Origin of the sequence: Paenibacillus algorifonticola (assembly GCF_000971975.1) — a bacterium.
GTDB lineage: Bacteria > Bacillota > Bacilli > Paenibacillales > Paenibacillaceae > Pristimantibacillus > Pristimantibacillus algorifonticola.
The window spans coordinates 179,957-204,892 of sequence record NZ_LAQO01000015.1 but is presented as its reverse complement, the minus strand read 5'-3'; the positions used below and the strand labels follow the sequence as shown (position 1 = coordinate 204,892).

General features: G+C 49.7%; 16 protein-coding genes and 1 pseudogene. 5 read left to right on the top strand and 12 right to left on the bottom strand.

Features of this window, described 5'->3' with window-relative positions; genetic code table 11:
• Nucleotides 1-275: 275 nt before the first annotated feature.
• Both WH37_RS36580 and WH37_RS37470 read left to right on the top strand, forming a co-directional pair.
• Nucleotides 276-1,172: an IS4 family transposase gene (locus WH37_RS36580; protein ID WP_046232428.1), complete on the top strand. Its 897-nt coding sequence runs from the start codon at nucleotides 276-278 to the stop codon at nucleotides 1,170-1,172.
• Nucleotides 1,150-1,602, top strand: a complete 453-nt coding sequence (locus WH37_RS37470) for an IS4 family transposase (RefSeq protein ID WP_046232427.1) — start codon at nucleotides 1,150-1,152, stop codon at nucleotides 1,600-1,602. The genes WH37_RS36580 and WH37_RS37470 overlap by 23 nt, the downstream gene beginning before the upstream one ends.
• Nucleotides 1,603-1,811: 209 nt before the next feature.
• Here WH37_RS37470 and WH37_RS33825 read toward each other — a convergent pair whose 3' ends face one another.
• Complete coding sequence (locus WH37_RS33825) at nucleotides 1,812-8,276, bottom strand: immunoglobulin-like domain-containing protein (protein WP_052737099.1); 6,465 nt, start codon at nucleotides 8,274-8,276, stop codon at nucleotides 1,812-1,814.
• Between the two features lie 342 nt (nucleotides 8,277-8,618).
• Between WH37_RS33825 and WH37_RS20225 the strand changes: the two genes are divergently transcribed.
• Nucleotides 8,619-11,012: a transglutaminase domain-containing protein gene (locus WH37_RS20225; RefSeq protein WP_046232426.1), complete on the top strand. Its 2,394-nt coding sequence runs from the start codon at nucleotides 8,619-8,621 to the stop codon at nucleotides 11,010-11,012.
• Nucleotides 11,013-11,205: 193 nt separating this feature from the next.
• On the opposite strand, the gene WH37_RS20220 is transcribed toward WH37_RS20225, so the two are convergent.
• Both WH37_RS20220 and WH37_RS20215 read right to left on the bottom strand, forming a co-directional pair.
• Nucleotides 11,206-12,030, bottom strand: coding sequence for a GNAT family N-acetyltransferase (locus WH37_RS20220; protein ID WP_046232425.1), 825 nt, complete (start codon nucleotides 12,028-12,030; stop codon nucleotides 11,206-11,208).
• Between the two features lie 61 nt (nucleotides 12,031-12,091).
• Nucleotides 12,092-12,314: pseudogene (locus WH37_RS20215) on the bottom strand (SDR family oxidoreductase); the annotation flags it as partial.
• 654 nt (nucleotides 12,315-12,968) lie between these two features.
• Between WH37_RS20215 and WH37_RS20210 the strand changes: the two are divergent.
• Nucleotides 12,969-13,553 (top strand): hypothetical protein, encoded by a 585-nt coding sequence (locus tag WH37_RS20210; RefSeq protein WP_046232423.1) that lies wholly within the window; start codon nucleotides 12,969-12,971, stop codon nucleotides 13,551-13,553.
• Nucleotides 13,554-13,641: 88 nt separating this feature from the next.
• The gene (locus tag WH37_RS20205; protein WP_046232422.1) at nucleotides 13,642-14,313 is read left to right on the top strand and encodes a hypothetical protein; all 672 of its coding nucleotides are present in this window, start codon (nucleotides 13,642-13,644) and stop codon (nucleotides 14,311-14,313) included.
• A 338-nt stretch (nucleotides 14,314-14,651) separates the two neighbouring features.
• On the opposite strand, the gene WH37_RS20200 is transcribed toward WH37_RS20205, so the two are convergent.
• The 9 genes from WH37_RS20200 to WH37_RS20160 form a co-directional block, all read right to left on the bottom strand.
• Entirely contained in the window at nucleotides 14,652-15,239 is a 588-nt protein-coding gene (locus WH37_RS20200) for a TetR/AcrR family transcriptional regulator (protein ID WP_046232421.1), read from the bottom strand.
• Between the two features lie 198 nt (nucleotides 15,240-15,437).
• Complete coding sequence (locus WH37_RS20195; protein ID WP_046232420.1) at nucleotides 15,438-16,883, bottom strand: DEAD/DEAH box helicase; 1,446 nt, start codon at nucleotides 16,881-16,883, stop codon at nucleotides 15,438-15,440.
• Nucleotides 16,884-16,910: 27 nt separating this feature from the next.
• Complete coding sequence (locus WH37_RS20190) at nucleotides 16,911-17,429, bottom strand: DinB family protein (protein WP_046232419.1); 519 nt, start codon at nucleotides 17,427-17,429, stop codon at nucleotides 16,911-16,913.
• Between the two features lie 231 nt (nucleotides 17,430-17,660).
• The gene (locus WH37_RS20185) at nucleotides 17,661-19,505 is read right to left on the bottom strand and encodes an oligopeptide ABC transporter substrate-binding protein (RefSeq protein WP_143088575.1); all 1,845 of its coding nucleotides are present in this window, start codon (nucleotides 19,503-19,505) and stop codon (nucleotides 17,661-17,663) included.
• 20 nt (nucleotides 19,506-19,525) lie between these two features.
• Nucleotides 19,526-20,416, bottom strand: coding sequence for an ABC transporter permease (locus tag WH37_RS20180; RefSeq protein WP_046232418.1), 891 nt, complete (start codon nucleotides 20,414-20,416; stop codon nucleotides 19,526-19,528).
• A gap of 21 nt (nucleotides 20,417-20,437) precedes the next feature.
• Entirely contained in the window at nucleotides 20,438-21,400 is a 963-nt protein-coding gene (gene opp4B, locus WH37_RS20175; protein ID WP_046232417.1) for an oligopeptide ABC transporter permease, read from the bottom strand.
• A gap of 2 nt (nucleotides 21,401-21,402) precedes the next feature.
• Nucleotides 21,403-22,341 carry an ABC transporter ATP-binding protein gene (locus WH37_RS20170; RefSeq protein WP_046232416.1) on the bottom strand — a complete coding sequence of 313 codons (939 nt, stop codon included), beginning with the start codon at nucleotides 22,339-22,341 and terminating at the stop codon, nucleotides 21,403-21,405.
• Nucleotides 22,328-23,344 carry an ABC transporter ATP-binding protein gene (locus WH37_RS20165; RefSeq protein WP_046232415.1) on the bottom strand — a complete coding sequence of 339 codons (1,017 nt, stop codon included), beginning with the start codon at nucleotides 23,342-23,344 and terminating at the stop codon, nucleotides 22,328-22,330. Before WH37_RS20165 ends, WH37_RS20170 begins: the two co-directional genes overlap by 14 nt.
• A gap of 602 nt (nucleotides 23,345-23,946) precedes the next feature.
• Nucleotides 23,947-24,759, bottom strand: coding sequence for an undecaprenyl-diphosphate phosphatase (locus WH37_RS20160; protein WP_046232414.1), 813 nt, complete (start codon nucleotides 24,757-24,759; stop codon nucleotides 23,947-23,949).
• Between the last annotated feature and the right edge of the window lie 177 nt (nucleotides 24,760-24,936).

The following is a 24,936-nucleotide window of genomic DNA, read 5'->3' as shown; positions in this document are numbered from 1 at the left end:
ACACTGAATGGTTATTTGAGTCTAACTTCATTGATAACACAACCTTTTATCGTATACGACTGAATACTAAAATTATATTATTTTAAGTTGTAAGGGTCAATGTAAATCAGACCGTTGCCATTCATCCCCCACTTTAGAAGCTATGCTTGACCCACATTGAATACAAAAAATGGGCATTTTTCTTTGATTCTTGCGGATGACATTCATCCTACTCATCTATGCTACGAAACGTTATGATGATATCAAAACGATTTCTATGGCGAGGAGAGTTTAAGATGTCATTAACTATGAAACATGAGGATGCGAATCATTGGGCTTATAACGAATTCAAACATTTAGGGATATCCTGTGGAAGAACTATAAAACGGTTTGTGCGATCTATGATAACTCTCTCCAGAAATATCGGCGAATCCATTGCGGGAGCCAGCGACAATAAAGCAGAAGCCAAAGCCATCTATCGCCTCATTGACAACGAAAAGTTAACAGAAGAAGTTGTATTGCATGCTCATAGGAAAGCCACGATACAGCACATAAAGGAACGTGGCGAGCCCGTCATTTTAGCGGTTCAGGACACCAGTATGCTGAACTACACTTCACACGAAAAAACCAAGGGGCTAGGCGATTTTGGCGCAGGTGTCCATCACAAAGGATTAATCGTACATTCTGCACTAGCTGTTACTCCTGACGGAATTGCGCTCGGATTGTTGGATCAATTTGTGTGGACACGCGCCCTTGAGGAGCGCGGAAAACGGGCAACCAAACGGCAGAGACCGATTGAAGAAAAAGAAAGCTTCAAATGGCTTAAGAGTATGGATAATAGTCGCACGGGAATGCCAACTGACGTTCGCTTGGTTCACGTTGGTGACCGGGAAGCGGATATCTTTGAGTTTTTCGATCATGCGCTCGCTTGCGAGCAAGATTTTTTGGTACGCGTTGTTCAAAATCGAATGACGACGGAAGCCTGCAAACTGTTTGGTCAAGTCAAACAGGAGCTGTCAGCGGGCCACATCGTCGTTGAGGTTCCCCGGGATACACGCAGGAACTTGTCCAAGAGAGAGGTGACATTGGAACTCCGGCATAGCCGGGTCGAGATCGAAACCCCTGTGAACATGCCTAAAAAATGGATTAAATCAGTACTTAGTTACCAGTATGGACGTCACCAATCTGGATGAAGCTGTAGAAAAAGTGCAAGGGTACATCCACAGATGGAAGATTGAGCGATTCCATTACATTTTGAAAAGTGGCTGTGAAGTTGAGAAGTTACAAAGTCGCACAGCCGAACGTCTTGAAAAATTAATTCTGTTCTACTCGATCATATCCGTGCGTATTCTGGGTATGACTTACCTGGCTAGGAAACATCCAGACGAATCATGCACCACGTTTCTGGAGGAAGAGGAGTGGAGAGTGTTATACTGCATTTCCAATCGAACTTCTCTCGCTCCCTCTATCCCACCAACGATCAAAGAGGCTGTATCTTATTTAGCAAAGCTTGGAGGTTTCTTGGGACGCAAGGGTGACGGTGAACCTGGTGCTAAGGTGATTTGGAAAGGGTTGAATCAACTCCATACGGTACTCAAGCATTATAAGTATTTATCCCCATAATTAGGTTGTGTTGTGGGTCAAGCATAGCTTTAGAAGAGGGGGATGAATGGCAACTAACGGTTAAAATTTTATTTCTTTGTCAAAAGGTAGCATAACATGATTTTAGCAGGAATCCAGTCTGAAAATAAAACGGCGGAGGCTCCCGGGCAAACATTCGGGAGCTTCCGCCGTATTTTTATTTCGCTGGTTTCTCAGCTCATTCCCATTGCTTATTCTACGAATGCCGCCAAAATCGTCGCGACTTCCGCTCGAGTAATGCTTCCCTGCGGTTTGAGCGTGCCATCATCGTAGCCGCTCAGTACATTTGCTGCGGACAAGGCAGCTATCGCCTCCTTCGCCCAGTCTGAAATCACTGCATCGTCAGTGAATGAAGGTTCATCGCTATCACCACTTAGCGCAAGCTTTTCCTTCACGATGCGATATACGAGCACAAAAGCTTCCTCCCGCGTAATCGCATCGCTTGGCCTGAATGTGCCTGCGGCATCGCCGCTAACGATACCCGCTTCATGCAAGGCATGAACCGCCCCGCTGTACCAAGCATCCGTCCCCACATCGCTGAAGGCTGCCGTTGTTCCAGCAGCAGTATCCAGACCAAGCATGCGATAAATGACCGTCACAAATTCAGCGCGGCTCATCGCGGCATTCGGCTTGAAGCTGCTGTCCGGATAACCCTTCATTAGTCCTTTTTCCGTCAGCTTTGCAATCGAAGCACTTGCCCAATGGTTCGCTGTATCGCTAAAAGGGCCAGATGGCGGTGTGCTAGGTGCTATACTCGGCGTTGGACTCGATGTTGTTGGTATCGAACCCGGTGCTGTCGACGGAATCGATATGATCGGCGTCGGTGTTGGACTTGTCGTTGAGCCCGGTATTGTCGGTGTTGGACTCGGGTTCGATGTTGTCGGTGTCGGTTGTGCTGGTGTTGGACTAGGTGTCGGTGTTGGTGTCGTACCTGGCGTCGGTGTCGGTGTCGGCGTCGTTCCCCCACCGTTATCTTCGCCTGCCGTTACCGTTACTGCCGACACGGCGATAAATCCGCCATCTACCGTTGCTACGCTAATGTAGGCTGCACCTTCTCCAACCCCGTGCACATAACCTGCTGCATCCACCGTTGCCACAGCCAAATTGCTGCTCGACCAAACGACAGACTTATTCGTCGCGGCCACAGGCGTGACATCTGCCGCAAGCTGCGCTCCTTCCCCTGCTTTCAGTGCAAGCGCTGAAGGCGCGAGCTGCACACCGGTTACTTTCGTTCCAGCCTCAGACTGACCTGCCTGCGGCACGCTTACAAGCAGGCGGTCATATTCCGCTTGTGTCACTGGAATGACCGTGCCGTGGCGCGGCCTTGACGGCAGCTCATAGTTCGTCGATATCTTCCACTCACCCGAATCGAGATCTGTTGTCTCAAACGGCACATAACCTCTGCCGCCGAATTCATCGATGAACATATACCATTTTTCCTCAGTATTGGACTTGAATACGGTCGGACCTTCGCCTTGTGCAATTTGTCCGCGCCCAATACCCTCCTTGATCATCTTAAAGCTGCTGTCAAAGACGCTGCTGCCTGACTCCTGATAAATAAACTTCCCATTCGGCGTCGCATTGGTATTGCTGCGCTCATCCTTCGTAAAACGATAAACTTTGCCATCATGTCCAATCATCGTCGTATCAATAATCGAGTAGCCATTATTCATATACTCGACCGGCTCCGAGAACGTATAGAAGTCGCGTGTTTTCGCCACCATCATGCGCTGATGCGTGCCTGTGCTGTGGCTCTCGTCGGCATACATTTTCGATGCCCAAAATACGGCATATTCACCTGTCTCTTCGTCATAAAATGCTTCCGGAGCCCAAGTATTCCCAGCCTCTGGCGGAGATACCTCTACCATTCGCTGGTTCGACCAATTCACAAGATCCGTCGATTCCCAAACCATAATCGAACGGCTTCCACTCGTTTGGGCGGCACCCCAATCGCCATTGCCGTAAATTTTCAAATCGGTCGCGATCAGATAAAATTTGTCGCCCTCCGGTGAACGGATGATGAACGGATCACGCAACCCTTTTTCACCCAAATTCGACGTAATCGCTGGCAGCCCGCCATTCAGCTCCTGCCAATGCAGCGCATCGTTTCCTTTGCTGAGTGCAAAATAAATTTGCTCGCCGCTTGCCGAACCTTCTCCTGTAAAATAAGTGAACGCATAGCCCTTATAATCGGCTGGCGCAGGCAGCGGCTTCACTGTAGCTATGAACGCCTTCGATATCGAGGTTGCACCATTCGTAATGATGGCGGTCAGCTTAACGGTTACGTCCTGAGTGCCATGCGCGGGACGTGTAACCTCCCCTGTTGCCGTGATGACATTAGGCTGCTCGCTGGCCCATGCAATGGCCGATCCGTTTACACCCTTCACAGGCAGTGTCAAATGCCCGCGAACATCGGCCAAGTTGTGGACGATTAGACTTTGCGCATCCAGCAGCGCCTTCTCCATGAGACTGGCATCCTTCTCCACGATGACCGTAAAGCTGCGGGTCACTGATTTGGCTCCATCTGTTATCGTGGCTGTTAGCATGACGCTCTGATTGCCTGCCTCATAGGCAGGACGGGTCACAATACCCGTGTTCGAAATCACGTTCGGAGTGCCCGAAATCCAAGTTATCGTCGTGCCATGTCCGCCGCTTGCCGGAAGCTTCAAATTCGTGCGAATGCTGTCCTTGCTCGCATTGCCATTCAGAAAAGCGCTGTAATCCAGCCGGTTCGCCGCATATTCCAGCGTGAGCCCATCCAGCGCAGCGACCTTCGTCGCAGCCTCCCGTTGAAGCGCACCGACCTCGGCCCCGCTCAAGGCGCCGTTGAACAGTTTAAAATCGGCGACCATGCCGCCAAAATAAGGATCAGACGCATAAAAGGATTTGCCGATATAGCCGCTGATGCCGCCGGCATTTTGAATTTGAGCCATGGTCATGCCGCCCGTTGCTGTTGCTCCTACCATTACGCCATCCACATAGAGCGTTAGCGTCTGCTCCTTTTCGGATAAAACCGCCGTCACCAGCTTCCACTGATTGGTCGAAAGACCCGTTGCATGCTGCGCGGCTACTTCGTTGTTCCATGAATTTGTCGCAATGCCCGCGCGCGCATTCGCCGCCGATGTATTATAGCGCGGTGTAAAATACATATATTTGGTGCTGTTCTGCCCTAAAGCGAAAGCCCATTCTGCCCCGGCCTTACCGCTCCAGTTCATCAGCATGGACACCGTCGTATCGGTAAGGCCATCGGTCACCCCTTTTGGCAGCTCGATATAGGAGCTGGTCGTGCCCCCTGCGAAGCTGATAACGCCCGTCTGTCCGGCATGAATTCGCTCTGCATTTTGCGGATTGACCCAAGTGCCGTTAAAGCTTCCGGCCAAATCCTTCACCGTCGTGCCGTCTATTTGGCCCATATCATAATGGACGATCGCCTTCGGAGTTTCCGGCTGCTCGCCGCCTCCCGGCGTTTCCGGCAAGTCCGCTGCAAGCGCAGCAACCTGCTCCTTCGTCAGCGCCCGATTGTAAATGCGGAAATCGTCAAGCTTGCCGTCAAACAAGCCGTGGCTCGCATTCCGAGATTTCCCAATATCGTTCATCGACGTTTGCAGCAGCATGCGTGGCTCGACGTTAAAGGTGCTGCTGCGCGACACTTCTTTCCCATCCACGTACATGACCGCCTCGAAGCCGTCGATGGATACAGCTACATGATGCCAAACGCTTGCCGCTGGCGTCGCTGCGCGAAGCGCATATTTATAGCTCGCACCGAGCAGCGTCGATTCGCTTGCGAACTTCTCCGTGAATGGCGTCACGATAGCAAACTCAAGGCCGCCAGTATCGCCTGTGGTGCTCAAATACATCGTATTGCGGTTAGCGGCTCTGCCCGTGTCTGAAGCAAAGTCAAAAATCCGCTGGTTCAGCTTGTTCTGGTCCGCCTTCACCCAAGTGGCGATGGTCGTCTTCTCCAAATTCAAGTCGCGCACCAGATTGTCTGGCAGCTTTACATAACCTGTTGCGCCGTCCAGCTCCACCGAGCTGCCAGAGCTGCCTATTTTATCCGTCTCGTTAATGGAGGCTCCGCCAACTAGCGTCGCATGATGCCCCTGCCCGGACAGATCCTGCACAAGCGTGCCGGTTACGCTGCTGCTGTCGAATGTATAATGCACCACTGGCTGCTCCTTCTCCACTGGACCGGATAAGCCGTATTTCGCTTGCAGCGCATCATATTCCGCCCGCGTCACCGGAATGACCGTGCCATGGCGCGGCCCAGGCGGCAGTGCATATTGATCAGCAGCGAGCAGATTATCCCTAAACTGCGCTCCGTCCTCCAGATTGCTCGACACGCGCACATGATACGGCCAGGAATCGAGGAACATATACCATTTATCCTCCCGAATATCCTTGAATACGGTCGGCCCTTCATTGTTGCCGCCATGGCCAATTCGTCCCTGGTTGCCATTTTTCGTCCCGGCAATCGCCGCAAACTGGTAGCCATTGGCCGCAATGCCGTCAACATCGTCAAAGACGTTAGCTGCCTTCTCATAAAATACTTTGTAGCCGATTTCCGATTTCGTAAAACGATACAGGTCATTGCCCTCCTGCAGCATCGTCGTATCGATCGTCGGGAACGCTTCATCCATATACACCTTCGGCTCGGAGAATGTATAAAAATCCCGCGTCGTCGCGTAATACATCACGTTGTATTGCCCCGATGGGCGACCGCTTGCGTATTTGCCATACGTATCGGCAGCCTTCATCGAAGAAGCCCAGAATACGACGTATTGTCCCGTCTTCTCATCGTAGACCGCTTCCGGCGCCCAGGTGTTGCCGCCGTTTTTCGGCGCAACCTCAACCATGCGCTGCTCGCTCCAGTTGACGAGATCGTCGGATTCCCAAATCATAATGGAATGGCTGCCCGTTATTTGCGCCTGATCAAAATTCGTGCTTTCGCCCATGCGCAAATCCGTCGCCAGCAAATAAAACTTATCCCCCTCATGCGAGCGCATAATGAAAGGGTCGCGCAGCCCCTTCTCACCGAGTGTCGATTGAATAATCGACTGGCCGTTATTCAGCGCACGCCACTTCAGCGGGTCCTCGGCTGTCGCAAAGGAAATTTCTTCTCCGCCCTCATATTCCCCGGTAAAATAAGCAAAAAAATACGCGTCATAATCAAGGCTCGGCGGAGCCTGCTTCACGGTCAGCTCGAACAGCCGCTCCGCGCTTGCGCTGCCTTTTTTCACCGTGGCCTTCAGCGTAACGACAGCATCCTTGTCCGCAGGACGCACCACTCTGCCCAGCTGCGCCGCATCGCCCGCTGCCTGCGCCGAGCCTTTCACTACCGCCGGGTCGCTCGACTCCCACTCGATGCTGGAGCCATTCAATCCAAGCTGCGGCAGCGTCAGATTGCCCTTCACCTGATCTATACCATGGATGACCAACGCCTCCGCATCCGCCTGGGTGATAGCGCTTTCAGAAAACTCCTTCAATACCTTAAAGCTCAGCACTCGCTGCATGGAAAGCCCCTGATACGTCAGGCTCGCAGTTAGCTGTACCGACTTATCCGCTTCCGATGCCGCTGGACGTGTCACCTTTCCATCCGCGGCAATGACCGCCGCATCGCTGGAGCTCCATGCAATCGCTACGCCGTTTCGCCCCGTTGCCGGCAGCGTCAGATTTTTCGTAACCGCATCAGCGCTCGCATCGCCTACAGCAAGCATAGCTGCTGGAGCAAGCGCATCCGCTGCCGCTGTCAGCACAAGCTGCTTGAGATCCGCAATCGTGCTGGAAGCTTGCGTATAAAGCTCAGCTGCCTGCTGATCGTCCAGCGCATAATTGTAGACGCGGAAGTCGCCTACCAGACCGCGATAGAACGCATCGCCCGAGAAAATAGACTTGCCTATATAGCCGGAATAGTTCGTCCCCGTATTGATAATATCGGCAAGCTTAATGCCCTTCGCCGAGCCGGAGGCCGCCTTCACGCCGTCTATATAGAGCGTTATCGTATCGGCTGTGCCCGAAAATACGACCGTCACTTGCTTCCATGCTCCTGCTGCAAGCGTGGACGTTCCTTTCCAAAGCGCTTCATTGCGCCAGCCGCTCTTCGATAGGCCAGCAGCCGCATAATTGCCCGTGCTGCCATGGCGCGGTGTAGCAAACAAATATTTGTTGCCGTTCTCGGCATCGCTCGTCGTCGTTCCGAACCCGAATATCCAGCGGTTCGTGCCGTCATTTTCCCAATTGACGAGCGAGGAAATCGTGACATCGGTTAAGCCGCTCAGCAGATCCTCGCCGCCTGCGCCTTTCGGTATTTCAATATAGCCGCTGCTTGCGGAAGCGGCGCCTCCATTAAAGCCAGCAAAACCGGTAGAGCCACCAGCTACCAGCTGACCGTTCGACGGATTGCGGAAAATGCCGTCATACGCGCCTGTTCCGCCAGCTACATTTTTGACAATGGTCTGCCCTGCATCGGTCGCCATCGTTTTCATATCATAGTGCAAAATCAAGCCGGATTGGTAAACCGACTCCGCTGCCGACATACCTTCATTCGAATTTACAGGCTCCTCCTCAATTGCCCACACCGCGCGCGGTGCAAGCCCCGTCAGCGTACTGAGCAGCATAGCTGCAACCAGCAGCACCGCTGCTATTTTTCTTCGCTTCATGTTCCCCCTCCTAAATGTATGCGTTTTCATTGTTTCGTAATAATTAAATAGCATAGCGCCCCTCACCTCAATGGGATTATTTATGCCAGTCGTTTAATTTTTTGTTCAATTTAAGACGATCGATATCCGAGTTAGAATAAGCAGGCTGAAAAGTACGTTTTTCGCCTTTATCGCACGGCAAGCGCGGCGCAAAAGACCCCATTCCCCTGCTGCGTTCGGCTCAAAGGGGATCCGCTCTTTTTGTCATGGCTATGAAATGAATTGAATAATTTAATTTAACAAGGTAAAATTTTCATATTGCTAACTATACAATTTCATCATTTTCCGGAGGAGACCTGCGCAATGAAAAAAATGCTGCTCAGCCTGCTGGTCATGTGCCTGCTGCTGACGGGCTGCATGTCAGATGCCGCCAATGGCTTCAACGCCAGCATTAAACTGCTTAAGTATGCTTGGCAGACGCCGGAGAAGCTGTCCGTGCAGCACTTAAAGCAAAAATACGGTGAAGACCGCAGCAAACAAATTATGCCGCTCTACAATGTAGCCAAAGATATGAAATTTGAGTTCAATTTTCAATCCGATCTGTCGCAAATCGACATTTTAAAGTGGGAAGAAATGATTACCGTTCATACGGACCGGCAGGCGCTGCCTTCCAGCCAAATGGCTTCATTCAACCGGGTCGCTGCTGCGCCTGACAGCAAAAGCATCGTTACGGTCGAGCCGCTGGATTCCGGCGTGCTGCCGCTTCCTTCCGCTTCCTCCAATGATCAATTAAGCTGGGGAAATGCGCCGATTTATTATCTCCGCATTAATTATGACATGGCGTCCGCTACGCCCCAGAAGCTGGAGAAGCCGTTCATTATCCCGTTTACGGTGGAGTCCAAGCTGCCCGTTCCGAATCTCAGCTATGAAATTAGCGAGGATGGCAGGCTAAAGCTCGTCTGGGACAAAATAACCGGGATCAGCGAATACAAGGTGTACCAGACCTTCCCCGAAGCTCGGGTAAAAGATGGCACAACAAGCGCCGCTGGCAAAAAATCCGCTTTTTATTTGGAAAACCCTGTCCTCATTGAGCGGGTAAAAGGGACGGCGCTCGTTGATTTTGGCGATACCGCCTATGACCAATTAGAGCTGGATAGCGGTGAGAGCTTTACACTCGCGCAAAATACCGGGGTGCAGGGCAATTTTTATGTTACCGCCGTTGCAAACGGCAAGGAATCCAACTTCAGCGCTCCCGTCGTGACGGCCGATCTGTCGAGCCAGCTCCCGACGGAGGTTTCCGACGAATATGAAGGGGATTTGTTCGGCAACACCTACGAATACGTGGATGATCTGCCGTACAGCGTCGAGGTGAAGCATACGGATGGCTCTATCAGCTTTAAGGACATTATGTATGAAACGGAACAGCTTGTCCTTGAGCCATCCAGCCCCCTGCGCATTCCTTATTCCATTAAAGGCACGGCGCTGACAGGCGTCGTCTGGGTTGAAGACGTTACCCTTGAGGATATCGATTATGTCGCCTCCTGGTATGAGGACGAGGATGGGGAATCCGAGGGTACAGCTAATACCGGCTACGTCCAGCCGGAAAATACGACCTATTTTATACCGGATGCCAACGTGCCGACGATTATTACTCGCTTCACCAAAGCGACTTCGGCTACCGACAACCTGATTGATCAGCAAATCGAAAATACGCGCCGCGTCGTCGCCAAGGGCGATAAAGCAACGGTTCCAACCGATAAGCTGATGGAGAAGCTGCATATTTCCGCCGACTCGGCACTGGAGGAATATTTGGCCCGCAGCTTGATGACCGGAGAGGAAGACATTTCGCTGATGTCTTTTCCCGAAGCGCAAAATACCGAGGTTCTCATTGATGTAGTCGAAAAGGTGATGTACCAAAATCCTTATATTATCGGGCTTGCAAGCTACGGCTACGATTATCGTACACTTACGCTTTATGTGTCTTACGAAAATCCGGTTAAAGAGATGCGTGCGAAGCAGCGGGAAATTATGCTGGAGGCTCAGCGCATTGTTGCAGCCACGATTACACCTGAAATGAGCGATGAAGAAAAACGGTTGGCGATTTATGATTATTTGAACGATACGACGGTGTACGATGATGATGCGCTGGATAATGCGTATAAATATGATTTTCGCAAGGTGGACCCGGCGTTTTATGATGCTTACAGCACCTACGGCATTATGATTAATAAACTCGGCGTCTGCATGAGCTATGCCTACACCTACAAGCTGCTGAACGATCTCGCTGGCGTGGAGACCATAGTCGTAACCGGCTATTTGGATGGCGTTCCCCATGCGTGGAACAAGGTCAAGATTGGCGGAGAATGGCTGAACGTCGATCCGACCAACAATGCGACCAATTCAGACGTTCCTTATTTGCTCTATAACGCCAACGATGCGACAGCCATCAACGAGGAATATGTAGAGGATGTCTCTTATTGGCTGGACGATGAGCTGAACCAATATACCGGCGACAGCAATAAATACGACTACTATGTGAAAAATGGTCTCGAAGTAACCTCCAATAAGCAGTTCCGCATTGAAATGAAGAAGCTCGTGCAAAGCGGGCAGGATCAGATTATTTTACGCCTCTCCCCTGAGGTCGATTATTCGGAAATGCTGGATGACACCTGGGATATTGTGTGGGAGGAAGCACGCGATCAATATGACGATGCCGAAATGTATTATATGGGCAGCTACGTGCTGCTGGAATTATAAAGCATGGCGAAACACGGCCTTGAAAAATAGTGCCCAAGGTGAAACGGCTGTCGCCGTCCTTTGGCGGCGCAGCGCGTTTCATTCCGAGAAATATAGAGAAAGGATAGAACAATCATATACTTTCCTATATTTGCAGCAAAGCCCGCTCCTTCAGCTATCGTTGAAGGGCGGGCTTTTGTTGATTTACTGACGTTTACCGCTCTTCCGCGACTGAACTTTGCATCGTATGATGCGTCAGCTTCATGAAGGGCTGGAGCCCCAGCGATTCCGCGAGGCGGATCGAGGCGGCGTTCGTTTCCAGCACATGGTACCTCGGCCTCAGCCCTCCCTGCCGCAAATGCTCCAAGGCGGCGGCCACAAGCTGCCGCGCCAAACCTTGCCCACGCCAGCGTTCTCGCGTATGGACGCCCGCCACTTCCCAAATTTCATTATAATTGCAAAAAATAAAGCAGCCGGCAGCAGCTTCATCTTCCCGGTATATCACGAAGGCATAGGCGCCTACGGCAAAATAGCCGCGCAGCTCCTCCGGCGTATAACCGTTGCTGCAAAGCAGCGGCAGCAGTTCCTCTGCCAGCGCCTCTTGCTTCACAACGTCCTCATTCCTAAGCCCCTTATGCTGCTGCGCGTTGCTGCTGGTAAGCTCGTTTTGGCTCGTATAGGAAATATAAGCTCTCGCCTGCTCCAGCTCGTAATAGTGGGCAAGCTGTTCCCGGTACTCATCCTTCTGCAGCTTGAACACAAGGCGGGCGCCTGCGGGAACCGCCTTAAGCAGCTCGGGCAGCAGCGACTGCTCCGTATACGCGACAAAAGCGATAAAGTCGGCATCGGGATAAGTTTGCTGATCATAAGGATACGCTTCGACTGGCAGCAGCAAAAGCAGCCCCCATTGCGTGGGTTCAGAGCCCTTGATGAGCTTGCTGATGATGGCTGCCTCATAAGCCTCGATCATTTTCAGCAGCGTAATGTTCGTAAGCGTGTCCCGTTCCAGAAGCGGCACGATTTGATCCAGATGCTGCATGATTGCTCTCCCCTTTTATACGAACCATACCATAGCTGCACAGGGGCTTCAAACTATCCTTTTAGATGAAGCCGCCATTCTACCCGCATCGTCTGCCCCGTTACCCACTGCGACTCCCTGCTTGCCAGAAACAGCACCACTTGAGAAATGTCTTCCGGCTCGCCTAGCCGTCCAAAGGAGTTGGCATTGCTGATTGCCGTTATCTGCTCCTCCGTCTTTCCAACTTTAAACAGCTCCTTATTAACGGGTCCTGGTGCGATGGCATTAATCGTAATGCCTTTCGATGCGCCTGTAACTAAAGCCACTTTACTCGTTAAACTTTTCTCCATTTGCGTTCCCATCCTTTGTAGCTAGGAGCTATGCCTTGTTGTTATTGATTAGAGTATAGGCTTGACGGATGGCTCGTAACTCCTACGCTATCTCACGGCCCATCAGACTTACTGGGTTTGCTACGCGGCAATCGATAGGTGCAGAAGGCGCGTCCCATGAGTTTCACCCTACTAGGGGGACAGAAGGGAAATTCCTAACAGGATCATGCATGCTTGGCAATGATCTGTATCTTGCCGTGGGGGATCTGACAGTTCTCAACGGCTAGCCTGTGAACTTTATGCTGCCCTATGGATCTGTGTGCGGCCCGTCTGTTTTTGCATACCGGGTTTGGGAGACTGGCTGCACTGTAATTGGCTGGACGTTTTTAGTCTGGAAGCGTTTCAAAAAAATTTTATGAAAGTATTGAGAGAGAATTTCCAATTTAATTTGAAAAAATTAAATTAATTGCAACTATTTACTAATTAGCTGTGTCTATATAGTGAATGGATTTTGTATGCTTCCATAGCAGCAGAATAGAAAGGGGGAGGAAATCAATTGAATGGTTAATGAGAATTAGTAAGAGGCAGAGCAAGATTATATTTATAACAATATAATTGGGAGGTTGGGCTGTGAAGAATCATAAAATGAGATATGTATATTCGATGACATTGTCTTTTTTGGCTGTATTTTTATTTGGAAGCGTAGTCAGTGCGGATTATTTTTCGGGGAATAGAAAAAACGGTGCAAAGCCACTTGCATATTATCATTCATCTGTAGCTGATAATGGTTATACAAGTCACTATGATGCGGGTAGAGCATATTGGAATGGTAATTCAAAGGTCAATATCGTTAAAACCGAGACCAATTCCGTTGTAAGCCGTCCCGATGTCTATTATATAGGAAATACTTCTATAGCTGGTTTCTTTGGGCAAACTATTGCATATACTAGCTCTGGGGATATTACTACAGCGGATAGTTACTGGGATTATACAACAGTATTTATGTATGATAATACAATGAGGGCAAAGGGTTCTGACTATTCAGCCCCTACTGTAAAGTATAATGCTGCACATGAAATTGGACACTCTATTAAAATGGCTCATGTACCGTTCCCATATAATTCAGTAATGGTGCAAGGTTGGAGATCCGTTCCTTCTGCAATAACAACATATGATTCCGAGCAGGTTGACAGTAAATGGGCTTCGTTTCCATAAAGATGAGAAAAATGGGCTGTAAAATGAGTTGTTCTTTTTTAAACAGTTTTGTATCTACTTAAATAACGAAATTTTTAGGAGGGTTCACATGAGAAATGTTAAGCTTTTGCTTTTGCTTGCATCGTTCTCTTTGTTTCTTTTTGCGTGCAGTAATGGTTCACCTGTGGACAATGCCGGTAAAGAAGTTAGCAAAGAAGACACTGTAGTGACAGTTGTAACTCATGGTAATTATCAGGAGTTTGATAAAGAAAACCGATTGTTTGATGATGCAGAGCTGGTTGTGATAGCAGAGACGGATACCAATTTCTTTGATCGCGAACATGTTGTCAAGTATGCTGAACAGGATGCTGCTGGAGCAGACTTACCACAAGCATTGGAAGATTTTTACACTAGAACTCCGATTAAGATCCTCAAAGTGTTGAAAAAACCAGAATCCGCGTCGGTCATTGAGAATGAAGAAATGAATATTATTGAACCTATTTCTCTTATCAAAGAAGACACTAAGTCAAAGATACTTTCCATTGAAAATTATAATGAAATAAACGAGGGCGAACAGTATGTTTTATACCTCAAACAGAATGCATATGGAGAATATAGCGTTATCAATATGAATAACGGCAGATTTAGTTTAGATTCTGATGCATTGAAAATACAATCATTAGATCATGGTCATGAAAACGATCAAGATAAACATAATGAAATCAAACAAGCTGTTGAAGAAAGATTCAAGGCTGAAATTGAAGAAGTTAAAAATATGTGAGGTATTACCCTACACTTAGATACCAAACCGAGAGCGGCCCGTATTATAGGGGCCGCTTTTTGAGACGCACAAAATCCCAACTTATATTCAACGAACGTTATATTTATAATCAACATGCCAGTAGCATTTAAAACCCGAATAATCCATAGTAACAGGGGGTTATCCTATCAAATACGATTAGGTATTATTATATAATGAGGTGAAAAATAGGGTAGGCTTTATACTAATCCTTCTCCTGTTGCTGAAGCATGAGCAGCAGGTCCCCCATTTTAAACGCAAAAAAATACGCCTGTTAGAAACGGCCGCCGGAGTAATCCGATCTGTTTCTAAAGGCGTATTTATTGTAATCCGGCAAGCAGCAAGCTCCATACGGCATCAAAATCCTGATCTATGTCCTTACTCGACCATTCGCGTACAAAAGCCGGATGATGAAATTTCGTCGTCGCGAGAAAAATAGCCCTTGCCATCGCATCCGCCTCACCCGGCTTAAACTCGCCGCTGTGCATGCCGCGTTCTACAATGACGGCGATCTGCTTGACCAGGTGGTCGATATGCGCCGCAATTAAATCAACGGCTTCCAGCGTTACCGCTGAGTACATCGCAAACATCTCTGCATCCTCCAACGCATACAACCGCTTCTTCTGGATGAGCGCCTCAAGCCATGAACGCAATTGTACAGCAGCGCTGCCGTCCGTTGCAGCCGCAATGCCTTCCAGAGGCTCAGATACGCATTTATCCAGCCATCTCTCCGTAACTGTCTCTCGAAGAGCTGCTTTGCTCGCAAAATGCCGATATAAGGTGCCATGACTGACCTGTAGAAACTTCGCAATGTCCGTAACCGACGTTTTATCCGGGCCGTATCGCCGAAGCACCTGTTCCGCGGCGTCCAATATTGCTTCTTTCGTGAGTGGTGTTTCATTCGCCATTGCTATCTCTCCTTTGCTGCTTCAACCATAACATACGGCCTGAGCCAATACAAATGTCAATATCTCAACTTTGTCAGTTGATCTTTTTTGCCTCTTAAATAATTAAAGCCGATAACGATGCAGCGCGGTTGCTTGGAGGAGCGCTTTGCTTGGTGCGCCCTTCCCGCTACGTTTGCTGATCGCAATCGGCTCTACCTGTTATTTCCGCGCAGGCTGCACCTTAAGCAGCTTGCCTTTGACCGTCGTGTTTTTCATCGCTTGCAGCACAAGGTCGCCTTTGCCATTCAAAATCTCCACATAGGTCTTATTGTCCTCAATCGTAATAATACCGATATCGACAGCTGTCATGCCTTCGATCTTCGCAATCGTGCCAACGAAATCAACCGCTCTGAGCTTATTTTTCTTGCCTCCGTTGAAATGCAGCTTGAGGATGTCCGCGCTCAGCTGTGACTTCTTGTCCTGTTTCAATTCGGGACTTGCTTTCAGCTTCAGCTCAAAGCTTTCCCTGCGGCTGTCCACAACATCTTCGGGCGGGGCTTCCGCTTGCCGGATTTTAAACCCAATGTACGCCTCAACATTCGCGAGAAAAGAATCCTCATTTGGCGTCACGAACGAGATTGCCTTGCCTTTGTTGCCTGCTCGTCCAGTTCGGCCTGCGCGGTGGACATAGCTTTCCTTCTCCATCGGAAAATCATAGTTGATCACATGGGAAATCCGATCAATATCAATGCCTCGCGCCGCTACGTCAGTCGCCACCAAATAACGGAACTCGCCTCTGCGGAACTCGCCCATTACCCGATTGCGGTCATCCTGCTCCATGCCGCCATGGATTTTGCCAATCGGATAACCGAGCTGGGTCAGCTCATCGTGCACCTCATCGACATTCACCTGCGTCCGGCAAAAAATGATGCAGCTGTCCGGGTTTTCCATTACCGTCACATCTTGCAGCAATTGCAGCTTGCGGTTATCCCGTACGATAAACAGCGAATGGTCGATTTCGGCCTTCGTGCTGCCCTCTCCTTTAATCTCAATATCAACGGGATCGTTCATGTAGCGATGGCACAGCCGCTCTACATCCTTCGGCAGCGTAGCCGAGAACAGCAGCGTCACCCGATCCTTGGGCAGCTCCTGAATAATCATTTCCAGCTGCTCAATGAAGCCCATGCTCAGCATTTCGTCCGCCTCGTCAATGACGAGAAAGCGCAGCTTCTCCAGATCAATCGTATCCTTTTCGATATGATCCATAATGCGGCCTGGCGTACCGACGACCACATGATTTTTTTGCGTCAGCTGCATGCGCTGCGGTGCAAAGGGCTGCTTGCCATAAATCGCGGTCGCTTTAATTCTTTTGTAACGGCCAATGTTCGTTATGTCCTCGGTTACTTGATCGGCAAGCTCCCGGGTCGGTGTTAGAACAAGCGCCTGCGGGCGATTTTCGTCCCAATCAACCATTTCACAGATCGGAATGCCATAGGCCGCGGTCTTGCCGCTGCCGGTGTGCGACTTGACTGTAAGATCGCGCTTGCCCAGCGCAATCGGAATCACTTCGCGTTGTACAACGGTCGGCTGCTTGTAGCCTAAGCTGTCCAGCGCCCGGGTAATGTCTTCACTTAATTGATAATCGTTAAAGCTTGCTTCACTCATCATAGAGCTCCTTTGGTGACTGTTAAGCTAGTCAATTAAATATCGTTCTTTCAATACGTTCAAATGGTGCAGCTCGTGACCGGCGATAATGTAAGCCAGAGCCAATGCCGTTACCTCGGAGCTGCTTGCGTTGCCGCGCCGTGCCAGCTCCTCATCGGAAAGCTTGCTAATCAGCTTAAGCGTCGATTGCCTGATCGCCCGATACTCGTCAGCAAGCTCCGCAATCGTATACTCATTAAACCTCGCACCCGCTATAAACAAATCCTGTTCAAACCCAGGCAGCGGCGTCGAATCGCCCCGCGAAATCCGCAGCAGGCGATAGCTCATGACGCGCTCGGTATCATTAATATGTCCAATGACTTCCTTAATGCTCCATTTGCCTTCTGCGTATTTATAACTGCCGCGCTCCTCCGGAATGCTTGCCAGCAGCCCGCTTGTCGTATCATACGCCTCAAGCAGCAGATCCTTAATGCTGCCTTCCGGCACTTTGCTAATGTACGTTTCAGAGAAAGTACTATAATCATTAATCGTAGGTCGATTGCTCATATTCGTTACCCGCCTCTCCTTATTTTCTGAACCTTAGTTTCAGAGATTGTAGCATTCCCGCCCCCGTTTGAAAAGGGTGCTGCCGCTTTTGCCCATCCCGCAAAGCTTCAAGCGCAAAGCAGGCTGCCCTGCCCAGACCGATGTTTCGGTCTGGGAGAACAGCCTTCGCTTCGCTGGCGGATGCTAACGTCCATCCACCCTCTTTTTCGCTACTCTAAATCTTATTATACGCTACTTCTCGGCTACAAACGGTTTATCTTGCGATACAGCCAGCTGATGCAAATAAATGCCGGTGCCATCGCCGATTGCATAGTTCATAATGCGCTTATTCACCGGAACAAGCTCGGAGCGGTACAAGGTCGGGAATACCGGAACCTGATCAACCATATACTGCTGCCATTCTTTATAAATGCCTTGGCGTACCGACACATCGAAAGCTTTCTCCGAGACACCCTCGGCAAGCAGCCTGCTATTCTCCTCCGTCTCAAAACGCGGGAAGTTATAAATCGCATCTTTGCCATATAAGCCAGCCGGGTCAACGTCGATCCCCACCTGCCATGCCGCTTGATACACATCGACCGCAGGATCATCATCGCCATTGGAGCCTACCCGGTCATAGAAGGAGTTGAACTCGACCATTTCCAGGTTCACATTGAGACCGATTGCCGCCCAGGATTGCACATAATAGCGGGCCAGCGGCTCAGCAATATCTCCGCCAGTCATCGAAATAAAGTTAATGACCAGCTCGCTGCCATCTGGATTGGTGCGGAATTCGCCGTTTAATTTGTAGCCTGCGTCATCCAGCAGCTTTTTCGCCGCTTCCGGATCGTAGGTTACACCTTTGTTCGTAGAATCATGGAACTCTGGGTGGGACGGCGGGATTAGCGTCGTTGCATTCCAGCGCAGGCCGTGATAGAACTTTTTGCCGACCGCATCATTGTCCACCGCCTGCCACATCGCCTTGCGCAAATTCACATCGCCCATTTTCGCCTTGTCATTCGGCTTAACCACTTTTGCTTCTTTATCCCATGTACCAAGCTTAAAGCCGATATACGTATAGGCACGGTCGATCATGCCGAGAAACTCGACGTTCGACATACCCGCATTGTCCGGATATTGGTCAACCGGGAAGGAATCGACGAGATCAACGCCGCCGCTCTCAAGCTGCTGCACGACCGTCGTCGGGTTGATGACCTTCAGCATAACCTCATCCAAAGCAGGTTCGCCGCGCCAGTAATCGGCATTTTTCTCAAATACGACCGACTCGCCTGGTACGATTGATTTAACTTTAAAAGGTCCGAAGCCGATCGGCTTCTCGCGCACTTCCTTGGAAGACGAAATTTTAGCAACATCCATATCTCCAAAAATATGCTTCGCCAGCGGATACGTCCAAACGCCGCCCGTCAGTAGGGACGGAGTAGATTGGATATACGTAATTTGCAGCTGCTTGTCTCCAAGCACCTTAATGCCGGAAATTGTTTTGGCTTTGCCATCATGATATTCCTGCATGCCTTCAATGTTCGTAAAATTGGAGTCGTAACGCGGACCGTCATAGTCCTTGTGACCGATTATTTCATGCGCAAACAGCCAATCCTCCGCTGTCACCGGCTGGCCATCCTGCCAATTGACATTGTCGCGAATGGTGAAGGTGAACGTTCGTCCATCCTCTGATACCTCATAGGTCGCTGCGCCATCATTCGTGTAGACGTAGTTTGCATCCCAAGTCAGCAGTCCCTCGTCGAACCACTGCAAGACCATCGCATCCGGGTTGCTCGAATAGAAATTGAAGTTCAGCGTACCTTCAAATGGCGTATCGGACACCAAGCCGTAAGTGACGGAGCCACCCTTCAGCGCCGTTCCTTCATTAATTTTAACCTTGTTGAAATCCTCAATTGAATAAAGACCATCATCTTCAGCTGGTGCTGCACTTGCACTAGCCGTAGGTTCAGCGCTGGCTCCAGGACTTGCGCTTTCTGCCGCCCCATTTCCGCCATTTGATGTACATGCCCCCAGCATTAGCGCGAGCACAAGCATCAGCGAAACGAATACATACCTTGACCCCATAACCTTTCTCATTACACCATCTCCTCCTTTTATTAGCCTTTTCTTTGCCTTGCGTCCGTCGCGCGCTTCAGCGCTTGACCAACATTATTTATACTCAACATCAATACCAAAATCAGCACTGACGCGGGTAACCAGATCCACCATCTGCTCTCCAGGGTTTGCGGGTTTCTCGCATAGCTGACTAAGGTACCGAGGCTCGGCGTGCTTTCGGGAAAGCCAAAGCCAAGAAAGGAAAGGCCGGATTCAAGGCCGATGTTCGCTGCCAGATTCAGCGTCATGGTCACAATAATAATGGAGCTGAGATTCGGCAGCAGCTGTGTAAACATAATTTTCAGATGGGAGGAGCCCAGCGTTCTGGACGCCTGAATGTAATCTAGCTCGCGCTCCTGCAGCGCCTTTGAGCGAATCAGCCGGGCAATGCCCATCCACAGGAATGCCGTCATAATGAGTGAAAATGAAATAATGCTGTATTTGGGCACGGCGGTGACGAACGCAATAACGATCATGAGCGTCGGCAAAATCATAAAAAAATCAACGAAGCGCATAAATACATTGTCTACGCTGCCGCCAAAATAACCCGACAGCAGCCCGATTAGAATGCCGATGATCCCGGTCATCAGCGTCACAATAATGCCGATGGACAAGGAGTTGCGCGTGCCAATAATGAGCTGACCGAACACGTCGCGCCCGCCATAGTCTGTCCCCAGCCAAAACTCGGCGGAAGGCGGCTTGTACAGCGAAAACAAATCGACGGTCACGATCTGCTTCTGATCCAGCACAAGCGAAATGCCATACACAAAGACGATAATGAGTCCTAGAAAAAGAAAGGAAGCAAACGCCACCTTGTCGCGGACAATTTCCCGCCAGATGATTTTCCAGCCGGAGGGGCTTCGGTCCGCCTCGGCGGTTGCAAGCTTGCTCATATTTAAAGCCTCCCTGCGTGCTTATTTGATTCGAATCCGGGGATCGACGATGCTCAAAATCAAATCAGAAATTAAAGCTCCCAAAATCGATGCGAGCCCATACAGCAGCACCAGCGCCGTCACGACGCTGAAATCCCGCAAGGAGATGGAGCTGAGGAACAGCTGGCCCATGCCAGGATAGCTGAAAATGCTCTCAATAAATACGGTGCCGCCGATCAAGCCCGTAATCTCATAGCCGAAAAAAGCAGCAATCGGCAGCAGCGAGTTGCGCAATATATGGCGGTTGTAGACGCGGGACTCCGAAGCCCCCTTAGCCCTTGCGGTCAAAATAAAATCGCGCTGCTTCGTATCAATAATTTCGCTGCGCAGCAGCTGCACCGTCGTCACTGTCGTGATTAGCGCCATCGATAGCGCCGGGAGCAGCAAATGATAGATTTTGCTGAAGACATACGCAGCCGTGCCAGGCTCTACCCCCGGCTTCACGCTGCCGCCTGTCGGGAACCAATCAAAGTGGAAGCCGAACAGCCACAGCATGACCAAGCCAAAAATAAACAGCGGCGCAGCAAAGCCCAAATAGGTATAGCCCGTAATCAGGCGGTCCGCCCAAGTATCGTTGTAGCGGCCGCTCGTAATACCGAGCGGAATCGCGATTAAATAAGTCAAAATCAGCGTCGCGACAGACAGCCAGATCGTATTAAAAATGCGCTGGCCAATGAGCTCGGACACGGGCATTTTGAAGCGGAACGATTGTCCAAAGTCGCCCTGCAGCGCATGGATCATCCAGTTCCAGTACTGCACATGCCACGGATCGTTCAGACCAAGCCGCTCTCGCTGCGCTTCAAGCGCCGCTGGATCAAGACTCGGATCAACAAGACCTGTGAGCGCATCGCCGGGCATCGCTTTAGCGAGCAAAAAGACGAGAATGCTAAGTAAAAATAATTGCGGAATCATAATGAATATACGGCGAACAATCGTTTTCCACATCGCTATCCACCTTTCCCAGGCAGAGCTACTAGATGCGTGCTTGAGATAGGCCTTAGAGAATAGGCCAGGCCCTCTTCGTCAAAATAGTCTCTGTAGGCTTGATCATATTCAGCTTTTACCGCTGCTCTAAACTGTCGCTGTTTTTCTCGCTCGGTAGGGTCGATATCAGGAATGGCTGCAAGGAGCCTCTTGGTGTAAATATGCTGAGGGTTATGAAAAATATCTGAGGTTGTGCCTTGCTCAACATGTCTTCCCTTGTACATAATGCCGATGTGATCGCACATATGCCGGATAATGCCAAGGTCATGGCTGATAAACAAGTACGTGAGGTTTAATTCCTTCTGGATGTCCTGCATAAAATTGAGCACCTGCGCCTGCACGGATACGTCCAGCGCCGATACAGGCTCGTCGGCAATAATCAGCTTCGGCTTTAAGGCAATCGCCCTCGCGATGCCGATCCGCTGCCGCTGCCCGCCGGAAAACTCATGCGGATATTTATAAATCGTCTCCGCGCTTAAGCCCACCTGCTCCAGCAGCTCGCGCACGCGCCGCTTCTCCTCCTGCGCAGACAGCCGCTCGAAGTTGCGCAGCGGCTCCGCCACAATGTCGATGACGCGCTTCTTCGGATTAAGTGAGGAATACGGATCTTGAAAAATCATTTGGACATCGCGGCGGGCATTCAGCAAGCTGCGCTTGCCTCCTTCGTTCAAGTCCTTTCCTTCAAACATAACGCGGCCGGACGTAATCGCATTGAGGCCGATGATCGCCCGCCCCGTCGTCGTCTTGCCCGAGCCGGACTCTCCAACAAGCCCGTAGGTGCTGCCCTGCTCAATGGACAAGCTTACGCCGTCAACCGCTTTAACCTCGCCAACCGCTCTTCCGAATAAGCCGCCGCGAATCGGGAAATGCACCTTTAAATCCTTAATATCAAGAAGCGCCATAGTCAGCCCCCTTCCCGTCCACTTTAGGAAAATAAAAAGTCCGATAACAGGTGCAGCGGACGAAATGACCGGGACTTACTTCATGCATAGCTGGCACCGGCTCATGCGCTGCTTCCTGAATCCACGGAATGCGGGAGCGGAAGCGGCAGCCCTCGCGGGGCAGCTTTTGCAAGGACGGCACGATGCCCTGAATGACATGCAGCCTGGACTTTTCAGCGCTGGCCGCCGGAATCGAGCTGAGAAGCGACTTCGTATAAGGATGCTGCGCATTCGAAATGAGTGTATAAATATCGGCGATTTCCACGATCTGTCCCGCATACATTACCGCCACACGATCGGCCATTTCCGCCACAACGCCAAGGTCATGGGTGATGAGGATAATGCCTGCACCGATATCACTCTTCAGCTTGCGGATCAGCTCCAAAATTTGCAGCTGAATCGTCACATCAAGCGCCGTTGTCGGTTCATCGGCAATAAGCAGCTCTGGCTCATTGGCAATCGCAATGGCAATGACGACGCGCTGCCTCATCCCGCCGGACAGCTCATGCGGATATTGCTGATACGTATGCTCTGGGCGCGGGATGCCTACCTTATCGAGCAATTCCAGTACCTTCGCCTTGCGCCGCTCCGCCGTCAGCATGTCATTATGCAGCAGCAGCGCCTCCTCAATCTGGCTGCCAATAATCATAAGCGGATTAAGCGCCGACAGCGGGTCCTGAAAAATCATGCCCATCTCCTTGCCCCGCAGCTTGTTTAATTTGCTTGGAGGCAGATGAGCCAAATCCTGCCCCTTATAATAAATATGCCCCTCGATTTTCGCCCGCGTATGGAGCCCCATAATCGAAAAGGCCAATGCGCTTTTTCCCGAGCCCGATTCGCCAACTATCGCTAAAATTTCATTTTTTCTGACCGTCAGCGTAACGTCATCCACTGCTGCATAATAGCGGTCAGCAATACGAAAGGACGTCGTTAAATGCTCCATTCTCAGCAATTCCTCACTCACATTTAATCACCCTAACGAATTATAATTTCGAGCGTTAATTAAATTGATAATTCTGAAAATAATAACGAGCTGTGCCTAGCGTTTTCATGCGAATCTAGCCGTTCGAATGTGACATCATGAGACTCAATCTATGTCACATTTTATATCATTAAGAATAGAGTTACAATACTTTTTATTTATCTTTCTCTCTTTTTTTAACATCTAGTTCTATAATAGAGGTAATGTTAGTCAAGTATTAACAAATAAGAGTTGAATATATTTATTTAAAATTGTAAATATATATTCATGGATATAAATTAATTATAAATTTAATTTAATATATTTTTTAATTATAATTCTTCCTGAATTTAGATATTGTGAGGTTTTCATAAAAAATAACGAATTTCCAATTTGCGACGTCAGTAAAAAATTGTAAATTTAGCTGAAACAATCGTATTTAATCATTCACGGTATACTGATCTTTATTCGCAGACATGTATAAATACAGCAAGCCAGCCCACGCAGCGCAAAAAAAACCGGCATCCATCTTCGGATACCAGCCTGCTAGAAGCCTATTTGTGCCATCTGCACCTTGTCTACTCCTCTCTCCCTCCAGATATAGCCTAGAGGAAAATCAGCAGCAAGATGCCAGCTATGAAGCAATAATACGAAAAATATTTTAAATTGCCGCGCGCCATAATGTTCATGAACCAGCGCATCGAGAAATACGTTACGATTAACGTTGCCAGAAAGGCAATTATATATGGGATCGCCAGCGAGGAGCGATTCGGATCATTCGCAATATCCGAGATGCCCAGCACCAAGCCGCCCAGGCTGATCGGTATGTACAGCATAAAAGAAAACCGCAGCGCCGTCTCCTGCTTCATCCCGACTGCGATCGAAGTAATAACCGTCGAGCCGGAGCGGCTAATGCCGGGAATGAGCGCTACTGCCTGCGCCAAGCCTACAATTAAGGCGTCCTTGACCGTTAGGTCGCCATCCCGCTTGCGCCCCTGCAAATTGCGGATGAGCCAGAGCGCCACACCCGTTATGAGCAGCGATATTGCAACTGTACGAACAGAGGAGAAATACGCTTCAATCTGATCCTTGAACAGCAGCCCGATGATAACGGCTGGCACCGTTCCAATGACGACATACATGGCGAACAGGAAGTCGCTTTTGTAAGCTTTGTCCCGTGTTCTCATGTATTTGATGGTGTTTACAATCAGCCGATTAATATCCTGGCGAAAAATGTAGCCAATCGCAATAAGCGATGCCGTGTTCGTTAAAATCTCGAATGCCAGCCCTCGCTGATCTACTCCCAGAAGCTGCTGGGCAATTATTAAATGTCCGCTTGATGATACGGGAATCGGCTCCGTAAAGCCTTGAATGATACCGAGAATCAAATACTTCAACCATAAGATTAGATTATCCATTTCGTCTCCTTTTTCATTTATTTACCGATTCTATCATAACGCACTCTAGCAAATATGATCAAATCGCCTCGGTTGCCCGCCTCCGGCAATCATGGTATAGTGACCATAATTTCCAGTGAGAACGTGTGAATAACATGAACGGCATTCGCCAAAATCATCAACAAGGAGGCTACCTTG